Below are 17,010 nucleotides of genomic sequence, written 5' to 3'. Positions count from 1 at the left end.
ATGGTTAATTTTTTATAAAATTACAAAAAGGGAGGATTTATTTAAAATCCCCATGGAACGCTTCAGTAATATTTTCCCCATTATAATAAACTTCACCATTCTTCATATATTGAATATGATCTCCTGTACTTTTAAAAATCACATGATGAGTTCCCATATCATCATTATACTCTTTAATATAATCATCTGCTTGACCAGACCAAACCCATCCACCATCAGAAGAATTATTTAAGGAATTAGTTTGGTTAGTTTGATTAACAGAAGTATCATTTAAATCAATGAAAATTTTTTTAACTGTATCGTTAGTAACATTTGTTGTATTATTTGTTACATTTACATTATCCTTTATTTTAGAGTTATTATCCATTAAAAAAAATGCACAAACACAAATTATAATTATCAAAATAATAACAACAATTAATGCTTTTTTAAAATCCATATTATCACCTAGTTAATAATTTTAATGAATATCTATTTAAATATTTATATAAAGTGTTGCATAACTAAACAATTATATGTGAATAAAATATGATAAATAACAATCAATATAAAAATATGTTAAAATGAAATAATATTAAATAAAGCGTTTATATTCAATAAAGAAAATATTGATAAACAAACCGAAAGGTATTAAGAAAATAAAATTTAGATAAATATTTACTTTAATATTTAAAAAAAAGTTCTATGGTGAATAATGTATACAAAAGAATTTATTTTATCAGAAGTTAACTCAATTAGACATGAAATTGGTCATGATAAAGTAAATATTTTTATTGAAGATATTTTCTTTAATGAAAATGAATTATGGATAATAACAGAAGATCGACCTGATAAATCCGCTATTATTGGAAAAGGGGGATGGGTTGTTGGTAAATTAAGAGAAAAATTAGGTCTTTCTAGTATACATGTTGAAAGTTATGGAGATTTTTTAACAAAAGAATATCAATTAAAATTATCTAAAAGAACGATTCATAACTTAGATTTAAAAAGCAATGCTTTAGAAAATCTTGAAAAAGTAATTGATGATAGATTAGATAACATGTATGCTTTTGACTTTAATAGTTATTTTGAAAAAAATCAATTTGAAGAATCTGAAAATACCGAAGCTGTAGTTGCTCTTTCTGGTGGAGTTGATAGTAGTTTTTCATTGATTTTAGCTAAAAAATTAGGATTTAATCCAAAAGCTATTACAATAGATTCTGGAACTATTATTCTTCCAAATCAGTATAAAAACAATATTAAACTACTTTGTGAAAAATTAAATATTTCCCATGAATATATTAGAGCTGATTATGGTGAAATCATTAAAGAATCGTTATTGGGAAAAATTCATCCTTGTGGAAAATGTTCTAAAAATACTGGAAAATTAGCTAAAGAATATGCAAAAAATAATGAAATTCCCATTATTATATTTGGAGATATGCTTGCAACAGGTACACAATGTATAAATCTTCAAGATGAAGGAGTATATCGTTTAAACCTACCGGCAAGTTTATCACTAAGCAAACAAGAGATAAAATCATTAATAAGAGAATTCAAATTAAAAGAGTTTAAAGGCTTTGGATGTCCTCTTCTTTATGAAGTTCATAAAAAATATCCTCATTTGAAAAAATACTCAATACAAAGAATACTTAGAGAAACACGTTCATCAGCACTAGAACCTGGTGAAGCATTAGATTTAATCTGGAGTTTCTATAAAACAAAATAAGGTGATAAAATGCAATTTAAGTTATGTCCAAGATGTGGATCTAGAAATGTAAAATGGATTATTCCTCAAAACTGGTCAATGTGGGTATGTCAAGACTGTGATTACACAGGACCTATTATTGAAGGTGATGAAAACTTAGCTAGAGAAATACATGAAAACTATTTAGATTATATAGAAGATGAAGAATAGATTTATGAAATTTATGATACAGAATTAATTAAATTCCCTTTTTCTCAAATTCTTCATTTAAAAATAATTTTATATTATTTCTAGCAATTTCAACCATTTCAGGTGCAGGACCACCCACAACAGATCTAATCTTAACATTTTCAATAGGGTTTAAAGCATTTTGAAGTAAATTATCATCAAGTTCTAGTTTTTCAAATCCTAAACTACATGCAATATCATCAATAAATCTAGAAGTAATATCATCTTCACTTAGATTATTAGCAGTTGCTTCGTTAACAATCCTTCCAACAATTTTATGAGCAATTCTAAACGGTATTTTCTTTTCGCGAACCATAATATCTGCCAAATCAGTAGCTGTTGCAAAATTCTTTCCAGCTAACTTAGCACATCTCTCAACATTAAATTCAACTGAAAGTAACATTTTAGTAACAATAGATAATGTATCTTGAGTTACACTAACCGCATTCCATAAATGAGGAGTAATTTCTTGTAAATCCCTATTGTAAGTATAAGGAATAGCTTTTAAAATCGTTAAAATTGTTACAAGTTCCCCATTAACAATAGTACATTTTGCCCTTGCAAGTTCAGCTACATCAGGATTTTTCTTTTGAGGCATGATAGATGATGTTGATGAATATTCATCAGCCATTTCTATAACTCCAAATTCATAAGTACTCCATAAAATAAGTTCTTCACAAATTTTAGATAAAGTAGTACATAAACTTACTAAATCAAATGTAGTTTCACATATGAAATCTCTTGCCGAAACTCCATCCATAGAATTTTCTAGATATGCATCAAATCCCAATAAATCTGTAGTTAATTGTCTATCAATAGGAAAACTAGTTGTAGCCATAGCTGCAGAACCTAATGGATTTAAATTAACACGCTTGTAAGTATCTTCTAAACGTTCATAATCTCTTTTAAGTGATTGTACATGAGCCATTAAATGATGAGCTATTGTAATCGGTTGTGCATGTTGTAAATGAGTAAAACCTATAAATACATCTTCTAAATGATTTCCTGCAAATTCAACTAATCCCTCAATGAATTCTAAAATACCAATTTGAATTTCAGTAATTTTATCACGAAGAACTAATCTAACATCACAAGCTACTTGATCATTACGAGATTTAGCAGTATGCATAAATCCAGCTTCAGAACCAATTTTAGAAGTTACATAATTTTCAATTGCCATGTGAATATCTTCAACAGATGGATCAAAAATCAATTCATCGTAACCTTCTTCTTTAAGTTGATCCAAAGCTCCTAAAATATTATTTGCTATATCAGAATCAATAATATTTTGCTTTTTCAACATTAAAGTATGTGCAAAATTAGTTTTAATATCTGCTTCAAAAATAATTTTATCAAATTCAAGCGAAGAAGTATATTCAGCAGCTTCATCAGTCATACCTGTTTTAAATCGACCATTTCTTATGTTATCCACTAGAATCCCTTCTTAAAAATAATTAAAAAAAGAAAAAAATTAATTAAATCTATTTTTTCATTTCAGTGTATCCACATTTACCACAAGCAACTCTGTCACCATGGTTAGCCATAAATACACCTTCACCACAACGAGGACAAGTTTGATTTTTTCTTTCAATTTTGTCTCCGTCTACTTTGTAAAGATCAGATTTTTTTACCATATTAACACCTATTCTTCTGCTTCTTCTTCAGTTTCTTTTTCAGGTTCAGTATTTTTAGCTAATACACTTTTAGTTTCAATGTATTCTAAATCTTCAATAGTATCGTAAACTTTAGCATAACCTAACGCTTTAGGTTCACCATAATGAGGTTGTATATTATCTACAACTACTAACTCTTTTTTAGTGTTTAATAAAGCAACTAATTTAGATTTAACATCTAAAAGCTTAGGAGTAGCTTCTCCTTCATAATCAACATAAAATTTAATTTCTTTTCTGTTGAAAACTTTGTTTTCTTTTTCTTCAATAAATTCAATTTCCATTATAAAACCTCTAGTTTATTCTTTAATAAATCCATCAATAAGTTTTTGAGCCATAACCTTAGTATCACAAACTTTTAAAAGGACTAATCCTTCATTAGGCTGACCATATAAAATAGTTGTATTATCATCAGCCATTAAAATACAAGGAAGAACTGCAAGATCTTCTTCCCCAGCTACTGAAATTATATGACATTCGCCATTGTCTGATAATTCAAGAGCTTTGCCTATGGTTTCCCATAGATCATCGGTAATAGTACCTGCTGGATTATTTGCTTTTAAAATATTGTTTGTCCCTATATGTTTATTATCATAATTTTTTCTTTGAATTAAATTATCAATAATTCCAATGTTTGGATATAATCCATGTTTAATAAGATTATTAAAAGTTGCATCACCAACAGAAATTAAAAACTCAGAAGATTTAATTTCATCAATTGCATCTTCAAAGTCAGGATATAACTTACCTAATGGTCTTTTAAGTTCCATTATTATATCTTTATTTAATTCTGCATCTAAACGTAACACAATAAAACCTTCTATCTTACTCTCAAACAGTATTCACCAGGAATTTCAATGTTTAATTCATGAGCTATCTCAGATTCTTCTGGATCAGTTATAATTAAAAGACCACTCCAATTTTCAGAAGTTGGATTTCCACAAGATGGACAACGATCTTTAGTTGAGATCATTTTACAAACGGTACATGCTTTCATTGTTTACCCTTCTTATTTTTTTGTTTAGCTTCCTCAATCCATTCAAATCTACCTAAATTAGGTTGTCTCATAGTAAGACCAATTTTAGTATTTTTAACTGAATTATCCTTAATAGAAAGTGAAACAATCCTAGCTCTAACTAAATCTCCTTCATCTAAAGTTTTATTAGATTCCTTTGCAAGTAAAGCTCCTCTTTTAGAATCATGATTAATATAATCATCAGTCACTTGAGAAACATGTACTAAACCATCCATAGGTCCAATTCTTACAAAAGCACCAAAATCAGCTATTTCAATTATTTCACCATCAATAACCTCTTGTTGTTCAGGTTTGAAGAAAATTGCTTCAAAAACAACATTATGATAAGAAGCTCCATCACCCATAATAAGTCTACCTTCACCAATTTCAATTATTTCATTGACACAGATAAGTAAACCTAATTTTTTGTCTAAATGACCATCATATGTTTCATTTAAGGTTTGAATAGCTACCTCTTTAAGAGGATCATCAAATCTGTAAGGTGGAATTCTTACAGTATCTCCAATTTTTGTTTTGTAATACAAAATAATCCCTCTATTTGTAGTTTTTTAATTTAATAATTATATTTTACCTTCAATAACAATATATTTCTTTTGTCTTAAATATACTACTGTAATTCCATTATCCTTTGCACGCTTTTTTAATTCAATATCATTTGTAGCTAATACTTCAGAAACTCTAAGTAACGCATCATCCACAGTCTCATTTTCCATTAATGAAATATCTTTTATTTCAACTTTTGAAGAATTAGCTAATTTCAAAGCCAAATTTGCATTTAACCTTGTTTTTCCTTTTGTATTTTTTGTTAAACCCTTCAATTCATTGATAACAAAGATTGGAGTTGTTAATTTATAAGAAGGTAATGATTTTTCAAGTTCATTGATAATATCAACATTGAACTGAAAAGGAACCATAAAAAAATTAGTATCAATTACAACTTCTTTAGATTCCATAATTTGCCCTCTAATTATTTAATGATACCGTAACCAATTAATCTCCAACGAGCACCAACTCTACGACTTAAAGCTACCCTATCACCTTTATTTGCACATACGGGTAATTTAAGAGTAACATCAACAATATTTTTCTTAGTTGAAGTAACTACGCCAATTGTAGTTGAAGTACCACAATTAATCATTAATGGTTCTTTAAGTTTAATTGGAGCAACTTCACGTTCTTCTTTAGTACCTACAACACGATCAAGTAAATATGCTTCCATTTTAAAAGCATCTAATACTTCGGGTAATGTACCCTCTTCACCAGCAACAGAACCAGATAATGAATCTGATTTAGTTAAAGATGGATCTAATTTTGTTGCAATACCAACAAGCCCACCAGGACCAATTTCATCAATTTGTTCACCATTTGATTCTAAACCAATAATTTCAGATTTTAAAGTGATTCTTTTACCATTATTGTTTATACCTGGTTTAATTTCAACAGTATCACCAAGTTTAAAAGTACCTTGAACTAAAGTACCACCAATAACTCCACCTTTAATTTTATTAGCACCAGACCCCGGTTTATTAATATCAAAAGATCTTGCTACATGCATCAATGCAGTTTTTTCAGCATTTCTTTCAGGGGGTTGGATTTTTTTAAGCATTGCTTCAATTAAAACATCAATATTAACTCCTTGTTGAGCAGAAACAGGTATTATTAAAGCATCCTCTGCACAAGTACCTTTAACAAATTCCTTAATTTCATTATAACTTTCAATAGCCCTTTCTTTTGAAACAATATCAATTTTGTTTTGAACTATAATAACATCTTTCACACCGATAACATCAAGTGCCATAAGATGCTCTTTAGTTTGTGGTTGTGGACAAGGTTCATTTGCAGCAATTACTAATACTGCACCATCCATAATTGCAGCACCAGATAACATAGTCGCCATAAGAGTTTCGTGACCTGGAGCATCAACAAAAGATACTTTTCTTATTAATTCTGTTTCACTCCCACAGTTTTCACAAATTTTAGAAGTAGTATAACATTTAGGTTCATCACAATCAGGACATTTTCTAAATTCAATGTCTGCATAACCTAAACGAATAGAAATACCTCTTTTTGTTTCTTCACTGTGAGTATCAGTCCAAATACCTGATAATGCTTTGGTAAGTGTAGTCTTACCATGATCGACGTGACCAACTAAACCTATGTTAACATCTGACTGTACTTTCACAGATAACCACCTTTTTCATTATTTTAAATAAAATAAGAAAAATAGTAAAACTATTCTTCCTCTTCATCACCAGTGCCAAGAATTTCAGCTATTGGTTTACTTCCAGCTTCAGCAACAACCGTATTGATTTGTACAATATCTTCAGCAATAGTGTTTCCTCTAACAGTTTTTCTCCTTTTAACACCATCAGCTTTAGGGTGATATCCAATACCACCAGTTAATAAACTTTTAATTCTTCTAGTACCTGAAATATCCTTTTTCATGGTAAAACCATTTTTATCACTACCACCAGTGATTTTTAAAGTGTATCCATCTAAACCAACAAGCCCACCATCAAATTCATCACCAATTAATAAACCATTAAATGCTTTAGTTTCATCAACTTCAATTTGATAGGATTCAGCTTTATCAGATACAACTACTTTGAATGCCATGGTATTCCTCCTTATTTTTTTTAAAAACTCTATTTATTATTCAAAAAGACCAAATTTACCCCATTCAGGATTTTGTTTACGTTTAATATCTAAAAATTCATATAAAGTTTCAAATTCATCTTCAGTTAATTTATCCTTAAATTCTCTTTCAATGAATTTATAATGTTTTTCAGAAACATTAACATATAATTCATCCCCTTCTTCAAAGTGTTTTCCAACAATAGCATCTTTAATAGCCATAGCGACTCTTTGACCTCTAGAAATGCTTGGTAATGTTTCACCTTTATCCTCCATACTAGCTATCATTCCAACAATTTCACCATTTTTATTAATAACAGTTTGACCTTGCTTAACAGTTCCACTTAAAGCTTCAATTCCAATAATAGCAGGTTTGCTCTGGCGAAAAACTAATTTTGGAAGTGAAATAAATTTTGCAGGCTTAACAATAGCATCATAAAATGCTTTTTTCTTAGCTGCTTCTTTTTCTTCAACCCATTCTTCATATTCTTCAATAATTTGATAGATTACATCCCCTTGGAAAAGTTTAACTCCAGAGTTATTTAAATCATCGATAGAATTAGAATGTATGCCTACATTAAATGCAATAATAGCTCCATGAGCTTCATCCTCACTTAAAGCAATTGAAGAATTAATAATATCCCTACGATTTACATCACCAATATTAGCTTCCCTAATTGGAATTTTTAATTCTCTTAATAATTTAACAATAGCTTCAAGAGAACCTAATGTATCAGCTTTAACTAATACGCCTTCATCTTCAGTACTAATAGTAATATCCTCAATTTCTTTTAAGATTTCTTCCTTAACATTTTCTTTATCACTTAATACTCTAAGTGGAGAACCAGAAACGACATCATCTAAATTAGGAGCAGCTATTTTAATACCCGCAGCTGCAACTACTTCATTGAATTTTTGGAATCTCTTTTTAGAATCTCTCATTTCTTCTAGAGGAAGAGGCCTTAAAATAGATCTAACTTTAGTAGTTAATACTTCATTTGAAGAAGACATTAATGCAATTTCATCATTAGTCTTTAAAACTCCATCATAAATAATAGCATCAACAGTGAGTCCTAAACCAACTTCTTCTTTAATTTCTAAAACTGTACCTTTAGCAGGTGCATTTTCATTAATTTCAAGTTGTTCAGTTAAATATTCTTGAGCTAAACCTAAAAGCATAGCTAAAACTTCAATAATTCCTTCACCAGACCTAGCGCTAATCGGAATAATACTAATTTGTGAAGCAAAATCACTTACACGATCAAATCTTTCAGATTGAAAACCCTCTTTGTGAAGTGTACCAACAATTTCATAAATTTTAACATCTAACTCCTGTTTAACACTTTGAGCTTGTTGATTAAAAGTCTCTTTAAAAGAAGCACATTCATGAGTTTCCCAACCAAAAAGTCTGTCAACTTTATTAGCTACAACAATAAATGGAGTTTTGTACATTTTAAGAATGTTTAATGCTTCAAATGTTTGTGGTTTGAATCCATCATTAATATCCACAATTAAAATAGCTAAATCAGCTAATGCTCCACCACGTTTTCTTAAACTAGTAAATGCCGCGTGTCCAGGAGTATCAATAAAAAATAAACCTGGAATTAAGTCTTTGATAGATAATTTTGATATAAAATTCCCACAGATTTCTTCAATAGTATCATTAGGAATTTCTGTAGCGCCAATGTGTTGTGTAATACCACCTGCTTCTTTATCAGCAATAGTACTGCCTCTAATATAATCTAACAATGTAGTTTTTCCATGGTCTACATGTCCTAAAACTGATACAATCGGGGATCTTATTTTCATAGTAATCTTTCTTAATAATAAATATTTAAATTATAAATTTATTCATAAATTAAATTGTTATCGATGATTTTATAATCACAAATCTCGTCTTCATCAAAGAAAAGACCAATTTCTCTTTCTGCAGAAGCTGGAGAGTCTGAAGCATGAATAATATTCCTTCCCATATCCATAGCAAAGTCTCCTCTAATAGTTCCAAGATCTGCTTCTAAAGGATTAGTTGCACCTACTATTTTCCTAATTGTGGAAATAACTTCTTCTCCTTTAATCACCATAGCTAATGATGGTGAAGAAGTAATATATTCAACCAAACTTGGGAAAAATGGTTTTTCAGCATGTTCTCCATAATGAGTTTTTGCTAAATCTTCATCGATTTGAATTAATTTAACAGCAATAACTTGAAGACCTTTATCTTCAAAACGGGAAAATATTTTACCCATAAGACGTCTTTGAACAGCGTCTGGTTTCATCATTACAAAACTTTTTTGAATCATTCTTTAACCCATTTAACTTTCCTTGGAACTCTTCCAAGCTTAATCATGTTTTTTTCACATTTACTGCTACAAAAGAAATAAATAGTACCATCTTTTTTAACATACATTTTTCCAGTACCTTCTTCTATTTCTTTATGACAGAATGAACAAGTTCTCATGCTCTTACACCTTCTTAAGGAGTTCTAATTTCCTTAGCTTCTCTAATTGTATCAAGTAACATTAAAATGTCGCCTTCTCTTACAGGTCCCATAATGTTTCTTGTTAAAATTCTTCCTTTATCTCTACCATCAAGGATTCTGCATTTAATTTGCATTACCTCACCAGTCATTCCAGTTCTTTTTAAAACTTCAATGACTTCAGCAGGAGTTCCTTCTTCCATCTATAATCACCGCGAAATTACTTAAAAGAATTTATTTATTCTTTTAATTCAGCAACTTTTTCTACAATTTCACTAACAGCAGCTTCAGCATCTCCAGCATCAACAATACATGCAGATGCAGTACCAACAGTTAAACCTGCAGCTCCACCAACTTGTTCTTTGGTAGGTAAGTAAACATAAGGAATTTCTTTTTCATCAGCAAGAACTGGTATATGAGCAACAATTTCAGCAGGATCAACATCCTCTGCAATAACAACAAGTGCTGCGTCTCCTCTTTCAATAAATTTAGTTACTTCATTAGTTCCTTTTGCTACTTTACCAGTAGCTTGTGCTGTTTCTAATGCTTCTTCAGCTTGTTTAGCTAATTCTTCAGGTGTGTCAAATTTTACATAAATTGCGTTTGCCATAATATATACCTCCTTTTTCATCTGGCTATGCCATCCATAGGCAGATATTATAATTCATATGAATCATAATATTCGTAATTATATATAGTTATATTATTTTTTAACTATAGAAATTACTTAAATTATTCACTGAACGAATAATTTAATATAGTTTTTAATAATACTAATTCTTGAACAATTCATATATCACTAAATATAATCCCGTAAGAAAAAAAGAGGGATTAAACTTTCAATACAAATACTTCTGAATTTCATATAATTTTTAGCAAAACTAAAAATAAAAATTTAGTAATTAATGAAATAATTCTAGAGAACTAGACAGAAATATATATCCCATTCATCATTAATAAATGTTATTAAAAAAAGTAAATTTCTGAAGCTAATTTAAAGTTTAAATAAAAAATAAAATTATAAAAAGTAAAAGAGATAGTAAAAAATACTATCACGAAAACATTGAAAAATCTATTTAATAGCTAATTTAACGTCTTCTGCTTTTACAGTTTTTCTACCAGCGTGACGTGCAAAACCGACAGCTTTGATAGCGATTTCGTTACCACAATCTTCAATAGCTTCAGTTAATGCAATTTTTGCATCATCGCTTACTCTTTGTGCACCAGCATTTTTTAATATTCTGCCTACAGGAGCTACAGGTAATTCCATAATTTACACCTCTTTTTTTTGTTAATTATTAATTTATCTTTGTTATATATAAATATATTGGTTTATTGTTGTTATTTCTTGATAATTTCAACATTATAAACAAAGAAATTTTAATATGATTATGGCAAACAATATTTTCAAAAATCTTTTTCAAAGAATAGCTCAAATAAAAAAAATAGTTAATTAGTATTAATAAAAACTAAATTAAAGAAAAAAAATAAAATAAGAAAATATTACTTATTCATTAGGATTTCTCTTAAAACATCAATATCTGCTTCTACTTCACTTGGTTTACTACAAGCATCAATTGCAACATTTGGATCTTTGAGTAAATGGCCAGTAACTACACAAGTGATAGTTTCACCTTTGTCAATAACTCCTTCATCAACAAGTTTTTTAAGTCCAGCAATAGATGCTGCTGAAGCAGGTTCTACACCAATACCTTCAGTTCTTGCAAGTAATTTTTGAGCATTTAATATTTCTTCATCACTTACAGTTTCAGAATATCCATTAGAATCATAAATAGCATTTAATGCTTTAATATCACTAACTGGAGCCCCAATACGAATTGCAGTAGCTATTGTTTCTGGATTTTCAACTGGGACTACTTTTTTTGCACCTTTTTTAAATGCATTAGTAACTGGACATGCACCCTCAGCTTGTATACCTGTCATCATAGGAATATCTCTAACAAATCCTGCTTCATAAAACTCACTAACTCCTTTCCAAATAGCTGAAATGTTTCCTGCATTACCTACCGGTAAGATAATCCTATCAGGAGATTGCCAGTTTAAATCTCTAAGAATCTCATATCCAATAGTTTTTTGTCCTTCTAACCTATAAGGATTAATTGAATTAAGTAAATAAAGATGTTTTTCTAAAGCAAGGGCAGTCATTGCTTCTAAAGCCTCATCAAAGTTTCCATTAATTGACATTACCTCTGCACCATGGAACATTGCTTGAGCTAATTTTCCTAAAGCTACTTTTCCAGAAGGTAAAAATACAATACAACGTAATCCAGCTCTAGCTGCATAAGCTGCAAGAGATGCAGAAGTATTTCCAGTTGAAGCACAACCAACAGTAGATACACCTAACTCTATAGCTTTGGTCATTCCAACAGTCATTCCCCTATCTTTAAAACTTCCAGTTGGATTAGATCCCTCTACTTTGACATATAAATTAACACCAAGCTCACTACCTAACTTGCCACATTTACAAAATGGAGTTCCTCCTTCATCTAGAGAAACAATTTTAGTTTCATCTACTGGAATACATTCTTTAAATTTCCATAAAGTGTCTCTTCTACCCTCAAATATATCACGAGATACATCAATATCCACAACAAGTTCAAGTACAGAACCACACTTCTCACAAGTGTAAATTACATTATTATCATCATATTCTTCGCCACAAGAAACACATCTTATCATAAAATCACATTATTATTTTTTAATATATTTAATATAAAAATTTTATCTTAACATTGATAATACAAATTCTGCAAAAGGAATCGTAATATAAACCTCAAAAATTCCTGCAATAACCATTAAAATACAAGAGATAGCTAATATTATCACTGCTTCTTTCAATTTATCAAAATTTTGATTAAAGGAAATATTAAATCTAGTTAATAATTTTTGGTTTTTTGTTTTAAATAAATCCTTTACAAATTTATAAATAAAATTAAAAAGTACAAAACCCGCAGCACAGGCTAAAATACATGAAGAAAATTCAAAAATCCCATGAGGAATAATTAAAAGAGCTGTTATGAAAAAGTCATTGGAATTAGCTACATAATAACCTGTGAAAAATCCATTGAATGCTAAAACTAATGCAGAACTACAAAAAATTATTCCATAAGCAAACATCATAAATACTATTTGAATATTATTTGAAAAAATATTTTGAAACGTTAATTTAAGAACACCAGTTTCAACTTTATTATTTAAATCTTCAACAACAGGATTTAAATAAAACTGTAAATAATGTTCTAAAAAATACCCTAAGATTAAAGAGATTAAAAGTATTAATGTTGCTGATATGATAGCTATTTTATTTCGTTTAAAAGCTAAAATAATTTCATTTTTTAAATTAAACATTATATCAAAGTTTTAGCAATTTCATGAGCTTCAACTTGCTTATCTTTTAGCTCATCAAAGAATTTTTCCATTAATTCACTAGTTCTTTCTTTACAGTCACCACAACGTAAAACCCCATTTAAACAGTCTTGGCGAATTTTTTCAAGTTCTTCATCATCATCAATTAAGTGATAAACAAGCATTTCATAAATTACACATTTATCAACTTCCCCCCCTAATTCTTGTTGTTCTTTTAAACTTTCTCTTCCACCAGTTTTAGCTGTTTTAACTTTTTTAGATGCAGTTTTACTATCTTCATTTAGATAAATTGCTGTAGATGGTTTAGAACTACTCATTTTATCCCCATTTAAACCTGTTAAAAACCTATGATAAGTTGAAGATGGAGTTAGAAATCCAAATTCATCATGTAATTTATGAGAAATATCTCTTGTAAGTCTGATATGTGGATCTTGGTCGATTCCAACTGGAACAACAACCCTTTTAGGACCTCCAAATTCCCCAATTTGTGGAAGTAAAATATCTGCAACTTGAACAATAGGTGCTTGAAGATGAGCTATATTAGTTGATGGAGTAAATCCATAAATAGATTTAAGCTCATTAAAATTTGTTTTTCTTGAAGATTTAAATGTTAAATCCTGTAATTGTTTATTTTGAGATTGAAGATAAACATTAACATTGTCTTTTTCTAAATCAAGACCAAGCGCAATCCAATTAGTTAAATATTCGTCAATAGCAATTTGACGAGCCTTATCAAAACTCATATCGCGAGCTGCATATGATTCTAAATCTGCAATTGGAAGGGATAACATTGCTCCTTTTTCTTGATACCATTTTAATTGATCAACTACCATTTTATGACCAATATGCATTTGTCCACTTGGCATCATTCCACTAACAACTGCAAAATCCTTTTTTTGATTAATCAATTCATTAATTTTATCAAAATCTCTATGTCCAAATACAACTCCTCTTTTCATTAAACGTTGAGGATTTTTAATATCTAATAATAAATCTGAAATCTTTGAAATACCAAACTTATTAATTAATTTATCATAATCTACACTTGATGATGCCCATGGATCAATCAAACTAATCACCTTAAAACCTATAACTACATTAAATTAATTTTGGCATAATAATAACGAATAAATATTGAACTTATATTAATAATTTTGAAGCTATTTTTAATTTAAACTAAGGTCTTGTCCATTCAATATTGTAATAAGTAATATCAAAATCATCATCGACAATAGCTAAAAGAAGTTTTTTATTAACACCATGTGAAACTCTAACATAACTTGCAAAATCTAACACATTAATATCATATGTTTCATAAATAATTTTAACTAAATAATCAGAATGATCTTGACCAGGACCTCCTCCTCGATTGTATAAACGGAATTCAGAACCGTATTTAAATCCTGTTTTAATGACAAAACCTCGATTTTTCAAATCCCTATAAACAACATATTTAGAATAAATATTTTGTTCTTTTAATAAGTCAACTAAATAACTTATACTACAATTAATATCGTCTTCATAAATATTTAAACGGCCTTTTTCTAACAAATAGCATGCTTCTATTAATGAAAGATACAAATAATCATGTTCAATTTTACCAAACATGCTTTTTTCATGTAAAGCAATTGGTCTTTTACTTCCTTCTTCAATTTTAATAGATACTATATCATTAGATAAATTTCCACGCATTAAAACACCGCAAAAAGAATAAAATTATATTTAATGCAATATATTATGAATTCAATATTATTTAAATATTTAGTAAAAAAAGAAAAAAAGTTAAATTCTAACAAAAATATTGTTAGCCATTTCTAATGGAATATTTAACTCATCATTATCAACCTTAATCACATAAGATGATTTATTGCTATCAGAAGAATATTCATATTCAATATTCAATCCTACATGAAGTCCTAACTTACTAACATTATCTAATAAGTCATCATTACCTCTAATAAATGAAATTACACCATTAGTATCTGCATTTAATTCAGATATAGACAATAAATTGAATTTTCTATTAATAATATTATCAAAATCTGTTTCAGAATAACATTGTTGACAACTTTCAAAATCAAAATCACAAGCTGGAATTATATTATCATCTGGACATAAATCAGGATTATGTAACATAGTACAAAGAGCTCTTTCTGCTTCATCAGATAATGTATGTTCCATTTTACATGCTTGATCATGGACATTTTCTTCTTTAATTTTTAAAATATCCATTAAGAATTTTTCAAGAATTCTATGTTTCCTAGTAATTTTTTGAGCTATTTTTAAACCTTCATCATTTAAAGAAGCACCTTTATATGGTGTGTAAGTGATATAGTTAAGTTTTTCTAATTTTTTAAGCATTTGAGTAACACTACCAGGAGCAATACCTAATTCCCTAGATAATTTAGTTGTAGAAACTTGTTCACCATTACTTCCATTACGATAAAGAACTTCTAAATATTCTTCTATATTCTCACTAATCTTGGAGTCAGTCATGGAAAATTCCCTCATTATTTATTAATAATTAATATTAAGTATTAATGAGTATAAAAAAGTTTTGATTAACCTAAAGATGGGACTGTCAATTTGTTAGGTCTTGATTTCGGTTTTCGATCCAACCATTTTTTCTTGACATAATATAAGCAAACATGCCTTCAGGAGTTCTATAAATTCTTTTTGTGTGTTTATCTAATGTATTGCCCAAATAATTTTCTAATTTATTATTAGTTCCTTCTAATTTTCCTTTAAAAGGATTTTCTAAGAATTTTAGAAATTTTCTATATTCTGGGAAAAAGTTTTTATTTAAATATTCAGATAAAAGTTTAGGAAACCCTTTTAATTCATTTTTTAATAAATCGATATAACGAATTGCTTTTTTGAAATTTTGTTGGTTAAATAATTCGTAAAATAATTCAAGATATTCTTTTATTTCTTGTTCTAAGCATATTTTTTTGTCTTTAATTAATTTTTTAATTTTGTAATCTGAGAGTTCAGAATGTTTTATTTTTAATTCCTGCTTGTAATTTTCCACGGTTTTATTAATTTCAGATTGCATGACTTCTAAAATATTTTTATATAAATGAAATATGCAATGTTGATGAACGAATCCTAATTCATTCATTATTTCATCATATCCTTGTTTTGAATCATGTTACTATTGCTTTACGGTATTTTAATGGAATACTTTTTTTAATAAAATTTTTAACAGTTTTATTTGATTCATTATTATGATATAATGGCATGCTACGGGCATGTTTCTTATTGTATCAAATATATCGAGTCTATAACCACCATTTACCTTCTATTCTAATCCATTGTGCGTCATAACCAAAATATCCTGAGAGTTCTGATTCCTCATCACACCAATATAGTGAATCACCAAAAAATATGTATTTTCTAATGGATTCATAAGAGATATTTAATGATATATAATTCATTAAAATCATTTTTAAGATTTCTTATATGATTTCCATCCATGTTGGAGTAATCTTTTTGCTTTATTATTTTAGTATTATTTTGAAAAATTGCAGTATTTTTCATAATATTTAGAGAATTCTGATTGACATTTTCTTTTACAATCATGGCATTCATATCTTTTTATTTTTACCTTAACAGCTAAACCAGATTCTAAGTACAAAATTCTCCAATTAAAATCTTTCTTAATAACTTTTTTAGAACCACAATGTTTACAAAAAGGATAACGCTCTTCGATTTCACCATTTTTATTAACAAAATAATTATCATCCAATATTGATTCAATAGGATAGAATTAATTGAACATAGCATTTTTCAACAAAGCTTTTTCCATCTAAAAACCCTTTTCGAATAGGATTTTTAAAATCACCGATAAATATATATTGTTTGCCATCCAATCTAAGATATGGAAGGCATT

At 28.5% G+C, this 17,010-nt stretch carries 26 protein-coding genes; 2 read left to right on the top strand and 24 right to left on the bottom strand.

Annotated features, from left to right (window positions below; genetic code table 11):
• Nucleotides 1–37 precede the first annotated feature (37 nt).
• Nucleotides 38–439, bottom strand: a complete 402-nt coding sequence (locus MBORA_RS09840; RefSeq protein WP_042692777.1) for a hypothetical protein — start codon at nucleotides 437–439, stop codon at nucleotides 38–40.
• A gap of 255 nt (nucleotides 440–694) precedes the next feature.
• On the opposite strand from MBORA_RS09840, the gene MBORA_RS09835 reads away from it, so the two are divergent.
• Both MBORA_RS09835 and MBORA_RS09830 read left to right on the top strand, forming a co-directional pair.
• Entirely contained in the window at nucleotides 695–1,708 is a 1,014-nt protein-coding gene (locus MBORA_RS09835) for a 7-cyano-7-deazaguanine synthase (protein ID WP_042692780.1), read from the top strand.
• 9 nt (nucleotides 1,709–1,717) lie between these two features.
• Nucleotides 1,718–1,897, top strand: a complete 180-nt coding sequence (locus MBORA_RS09830) for a hypothetical protein (RefSeq protein WP_042692784.1) — start codon at nucleotides 1,718–1,720, stop codon at nucleotides 1,895–1,897.
• 28 nt (nucleotides 1,898–1,925) lie between these two features.
• Here the strand turns inward: MBORA_RS09830 and argH are convergent, their stop codons facing one another.
• The 23 genes from argH to MBORA_RS09720 form a co-directional block, all read right to left on the bottom strand.
• On the bottom strand, nucleotides 1,926–3,347 hold the full coding sequence (gene argH, locus MBORA_RS09825) for an argininosuccinate lyase (RefSeq protein WP_261795604.1): 1,422 nt from the start codon (nucleotides 3,345–3,347) through the stop codon (nucleotides 1,926–1,928).
• A 49-nt stretch (nucleotides 3,348–3,396) separates the two neighbouring features.
• The gene (locus MBORA_RS09820) at nucleotides 3,397–3,549 is read right to left on the bottom strand and encodes a 30S ribosomal protein S27ae (RefSeq protein WP_042692787.1); all 153 of its coding nucleotides are present in this window, start codon (nucleotides 3,547–3,549) and stop codon (nucleotides 3,397–3,399) included.
• Between the two features lie 8 nt (nucleotides 3,550–3,557).
• Nucleotides 3,558–3,869, bottom strand: a complete 312-nt coding sequence (locus MBORA_RS09815; protein ID WP_042692790.1) for a 30S ribosomal protein S24e — start codon at nucleotides 3,867–3,869, stop codon at nucleotides 3,558–3,560.
• A 15-nt stretch (nucleotides 3,870–3,884) separates the two neighbouring features.
• Nucleotides 3,885–4,394: a GTP-dependent dephospho-CoA kinase family protein gene (locus tag MBORA_RS09810; RefSeq protein ID WP_063720619.1), complete on the bottom strand. Its 510-nt coding sequence runs from the start codon at nucleotides 4,392–4,394 to the stop codon at nucleotides 3,885–3,887.
• Between the two features lie 11 nt (nucleotides 4,395–4,405).
• Nucleotides 4,406–4,582 (bottom strand): transcription elongation factor subunit Spt4, encoded by a 177-nt coding sequence (gene spt4 / locus MBORA_RS09805; protein WP_042692793.1) that lies wholly within the window; start codon nucleotides 4,580–4,582, stop codon nucleotides 4,406–4,408.
• Nucleotides 4,579–5,145, bottom strand: coding sequence for a DNA-directed RNA polymerase (locus MBORA_RS09800; protein WP_042692795.1), 567 nt, complete (start codon nucleotides 5,143–5,145; stop codon nucleotides 4,579–4,581). The genes spt4 and MBORA_RS09800 overlap by 4 nt, the downstream gene beginning before the upstream one ends.
• 36 nt (nucleotides 5,146–5,181) lie before the next feature.
• Nucleotides 5,182–5,574, bottom strand: a complete 393-nt coding sequence (locus MBORA_RS09795; RefSeq protein WP_042692798.1) for a type II toxin-antitoxin system VapC family toxin — start codon at nucleotides 5,572–5,574, stop codon at nucleotides 5,182–5,184.
• A 14-nt stretch (nucleotides 5,575–5,588) separates the two neighbouring features.
• Nucleotides 5,589–6,803 (bottom strand): translation initiation factor IF-2 subunit gamma, encoded by a 1,215-nt coding sequence (locus MBORA_RS09790; protein WP_042692802.1) that lies wholly within the window; start codon nucleotides 6,801–6,803, stop codon nucleotides 5,589–5,591.
• Between the two features lie 50 nt (nucleotides 6,804–6,853).
• Nucleotides 6,854–7,237 (bottom strand): 30S ribosomal protein S6e, encoded by a 384-nt coding sequence (locus MBORA_RS09785; RefSeq protein WP_042692805.1) that lies wholly within the window; start codon nucleotides 7,235–7,237, stop codon nucleotides 6,854–6,856.
• 36 nt (nucleotides 7,238–7,273) lie between these two features.
• Entirely contained in the window at nucleotides 7,274–9,064 is a 1,791-nt protein-coding gene (gene infB / locus MBORA_RS09780; RefSeq protein WP_042692808.1) for a translation initiation factor IF-2, read from the bottom strand.
• Nucleotides 9,065–9,102: 38 nt separating this feature from the next.
• Complete coding sequence (ndk, locus tag MBORA_RS09775) at nucleotides 9,103–9,555, bottom strand: nucleoside-diphosphate kinase (RefSeq protein ID WP_042692811.1); 453 nt, start codon at nucleotides 9,553–9,555, stop codon at nucleotides 9,103–9,105.
• Nucleotides 9,552–9,713 carry a 50S ribosomal protein L24e gene (locus tag MBORA_RS09770; RefSeq protein ID WP_042692815.1) on the bottom strand — a complete coding sequence of 54 codons (162 nt, stop codon included), beginning with the start codon at nucleotides 9,711–9,713 and terminating at the stop codon, nucleotides 9,552–9,554. Before MBORA_RS09770 ends, ndk begins: the two co-directional genes overlap by 4 nt.
• Before the next feature lie 14 nt (nucleotides 9,714–9,727).
• A complete protein-coding gene (locus MBORA_RS09765; RefSeq protein ID WP_042692817.1) occupies nucleotides 9,728–9,934 on the bottom strand; it encodes a 30S ribosomal protein S28e in 207 nt (68 codons plus the stop codon).
• Nucleotides 9,935–9,969: 35 nt separating this feature from the next.
• Nucleotides 9,970–10,341, bottom strand: a complete 372-nt coding sequence (rpl7ae, locus tag MBORA_RS09760) for a 50S ribosomal protein L7Ae (RefSeq protein WP_042692820.1) — start codon at nucleotides 10,339–10,341, stop codon at nucleotides 9,970–9,972.
• 462 nt (nucleotides 10,342–10,803) lie between these two features.
• Nucleotides 10,804–11,001: a histone family protein gene (locus MBORA_RS09755; RefSeq protein ID WP_081738351.1), complete on the bottom strand. Its 198-nt coding sequence runs from the start codon at nucleotides 10,999–11,001 to the stop codon at nucleotides 10,804–10,806.
• Between the two features lie 233 nt (nucleotides 11,002–11,234).
• Entirely contained in the window at nucleotides 11,235–12,431 is a 1,197-nt protein-coding gene (thrC, locus tag MBORA_RS09750) for a threonine synthase (protein ID WP_042692824.1), read from the bottom strand.
• A 42-nt stretch (nucleotides 12,432–12,473) separates the two neighbouring features.
• Nucleotides 12,474–13,100 carry a stage II sporulation protein M gene (locus tag MBORA_RS09745; RefSeq protein ID WP_063720618.1) on the bottom strand — a complete coding sequence of 209 codons (627 nt, stop codon included), beginning with the start codon at nucleotides 13,098–13,100 and terminating at the stop codon, nucleotides 12,474–12,476.
• Nucleotides 13,100–14,188, bottom strand: a complete 1,089-nt coding sequence (locus tag MBORA_RS09740) for a tryptophan--tRNA ligase (protein WP_042692827.1) — start codon at nucleotides 14,186–14,188, stop codon at nucleotides 13,100–13,102. The genes MBORA_RS09745 and MBORA_RS09740 overlap by 1 nt, the downstream gene beginning before the upstream one ends.
• Nucleotides 14,189–14,294: 106 nt before the next feature.
• Entirely contained in the window at nucleotides 14,295–14,810 is a 516-nt protein-coding gene (endA, locus tag MBORA_RS09735; protein WP_042692832.1) for a tRNA-intron lyase, read from the bottom strand.
• Between the two features lie 90 nt (nucleotides 14,811–14,900).
• Entirely contained in the window at nucleotides 14,901–15,614 is a 714-nt protein-coding gene (locus MBORA_RS09730; RefSeq protein ID WP_042692836.1) for a metal-dependent transcriptional regulator, read from the bottom strand.
• An 85-nt stretch (nucleotides 15,615–15,699) separates the two neighbouring features.
• Nucleotides 15,700–16,239, bottom strand: a complete 540-nt coding sequence (locus MBORA_RS09725; RefSeq protein ID WP_063720617.1) for a hypothetical protein — start codon at nucleotides 16,237–16,239, stop codon at nucleotides 15,700–15,702.
• Between the two features lie 160 nt (nucleotides 16,240–16,399).
• On the bottom strand, nucleotides 16,400–16,555 hold the full coding sequence (locus MBORA_RS10710; protein ID WP_156482727.1) for a hypothetical protein: 156 nt from the start codon (nucleotides 16,553–16,555) through the stop codon (nucleotides 16,400–16,402).
• A gap of 74 nt (nucleotides 16,556–16,629) precedes the next feature.
• Nucleotides 16,630–16,866 carry a hypothetical protein gene (locus MBORA_RS09720; RefSeq protein ID WP_063720616.1) on the bottom strand — a complete coding sequence of 79 codons (237 nt, stop codon included), beginning with the start codon at nucleotides 16,864–16,866 and terminating at the stop codon, nucleotides 16,630–16,632.
• Nucleotides 16,867–17,010: the final 144 nt, after the last annotated feature.

Origin of the sequence: Methanobrevibacter oralis (genome assembly GCF_001639275.1) — an archaeon.
GTDB lineage: Archaea > Methanobacteriota > Methanobacteria > Methanobacteriales > Methanobacteriaceae > Methanocatella > Methanocatella oralis.
This window is presented reverse-complemented; position numbering and strand designations above follow the sequence as displayed.

Bases quoted from the DNA above. Each gene is read 5' to 3' on its own strand.
- spt4 (WP_042692793.1), bottom strand. From the start codon at position 4,582: ATGAAAGCATGTACCGTTTGTAAAATGATCTCAACTAAAGATCGTTGT.
- infB (WP_042692808.1), bottom strand. From the start codon at position 9,064: ATGAAAATAAGATCCCCGATTGTATCAGTTTTAGGACATGTAGACCAT.
- endA (WP_042692832.1), bottom strand. From the start codon at position 14,810: ATGCGTGGAAATTTATCTAATGATATAGTATCTATTAAAATTGAAGAA.
- MBORA_RS09840 (WP_042692777.1), bottom strand. From the start codon at position 439: ATGGATTTTAAAAAAGCATTAATTGTTGTTATTATTTTGATAATTATA.
- MBORA_RS09830 (WP_042692784.1), top strand. From the start codon at position 1,718: ATGCAATTTAAGTTATGTCCAAGATGTGGATCTAGAAATGTAAAATGG.
- MBORA_RS09785 (WP_042692805.1), bottom strand. From the start codon at position 7,237: ATGGCATTCAAAGTAGTTGTATCTGATAAAGCTGAATCCTATCAAATT.
- ndk (WP_042692811.1), bottom strand. From the start codon at position 9,555: ATGATTCAAAAAAGTTTTGTAATGATGAAACCAGACGCTGTTCAAAGA.
- MBORA_RS09815 (WP_042692790.1), bottom strand. From the start codon at position 3,869: ATGGAAATTGAATTTATTGAAGAAAAAGAAAACAAAGTTTTCAACAGA.
- MBORA_RS09730 (WP_042692836.1), bottom strand. From the start codon at position 15,614: ATGACTGACTCCAAGATTAGTGAGAATATAGAAGAATATTTAGAAGTT.
- rpl7ae (WP_042692820.1), bottom strand. From the start codon at position 10,341: ATGGCAAACGCAATTTATGTAAAATTTGACACACCTGAAGAATTAGCT.
- MBORA_RS09755 (WP_081738351.1), bottom strand. From the start codon at position 11,001: ATGGAATTACCTGTAGCTCCTGTAGGCAGAATATTAAAAAATGCTGGT.
- MBORA_RS09820 (WP_042692787.1), bottom strand. From the start codon at position 3,549: ATGGTAAAAAAATCTGATCTTTACAAAGTAGACGGAGACAAAATTGAA.
- MBORA_RS09835 (WP_042692780.1), top strand. From the start codon at position 695: ATGTATACAAAAGAATTTATTTTATCAGAAGTTAACTCAATTAGACAT.
- MBORA_RS09795 (WP_042692798.1), bottom strand. From the start codon at position 5,574: ATGGAATCTAAAGAAGTTGTAATTGATACTAATTTTTTTATGGTTCCT.
- MBORA_RS09765 (WP_042692817.1), bottom strand. From the start codon at position 9,934: ATGGAAGAAGGAACTCCTGCTGAAGTCATTGAAGTTTTAAAAAGAACT.
- thrC (WP_042692824.1), bottom strand. From the start codon at position 12,431: ATGATAAGATGTGTTTCTTGTGGCGAAGAATATGATGATAATAATGTA.
- MBORA_RS10710 (WP_156482727.1), bottom strand. From the start codon at position 16,555: ATGAATTATATATCATTAAATATCTCTTATGAATCCATTAGAAAATAC.
- MBORA_RS09745 (WP_063720618.1), bottom strand. From the start codon at position 13,100: ATGTTTAATTTAAAAAATGAAATTATTTTAGCTTTTAAACGAAATAAA.
- MBORA_RS09770 (WP_042692815.1), bottom strand. From the start codon at position 9,713: ATGAGAACTTGTTCATTCTGTCATAAAGAAATAGAAGAAGGTACTGGA.
- MBORA_RS09725 (WP_063720617.1), bottom strand. From the start codon at position 16,239: ATGAATGAATTAGGATTCGTTCATCAACATTGCATATTTCATTTATAT.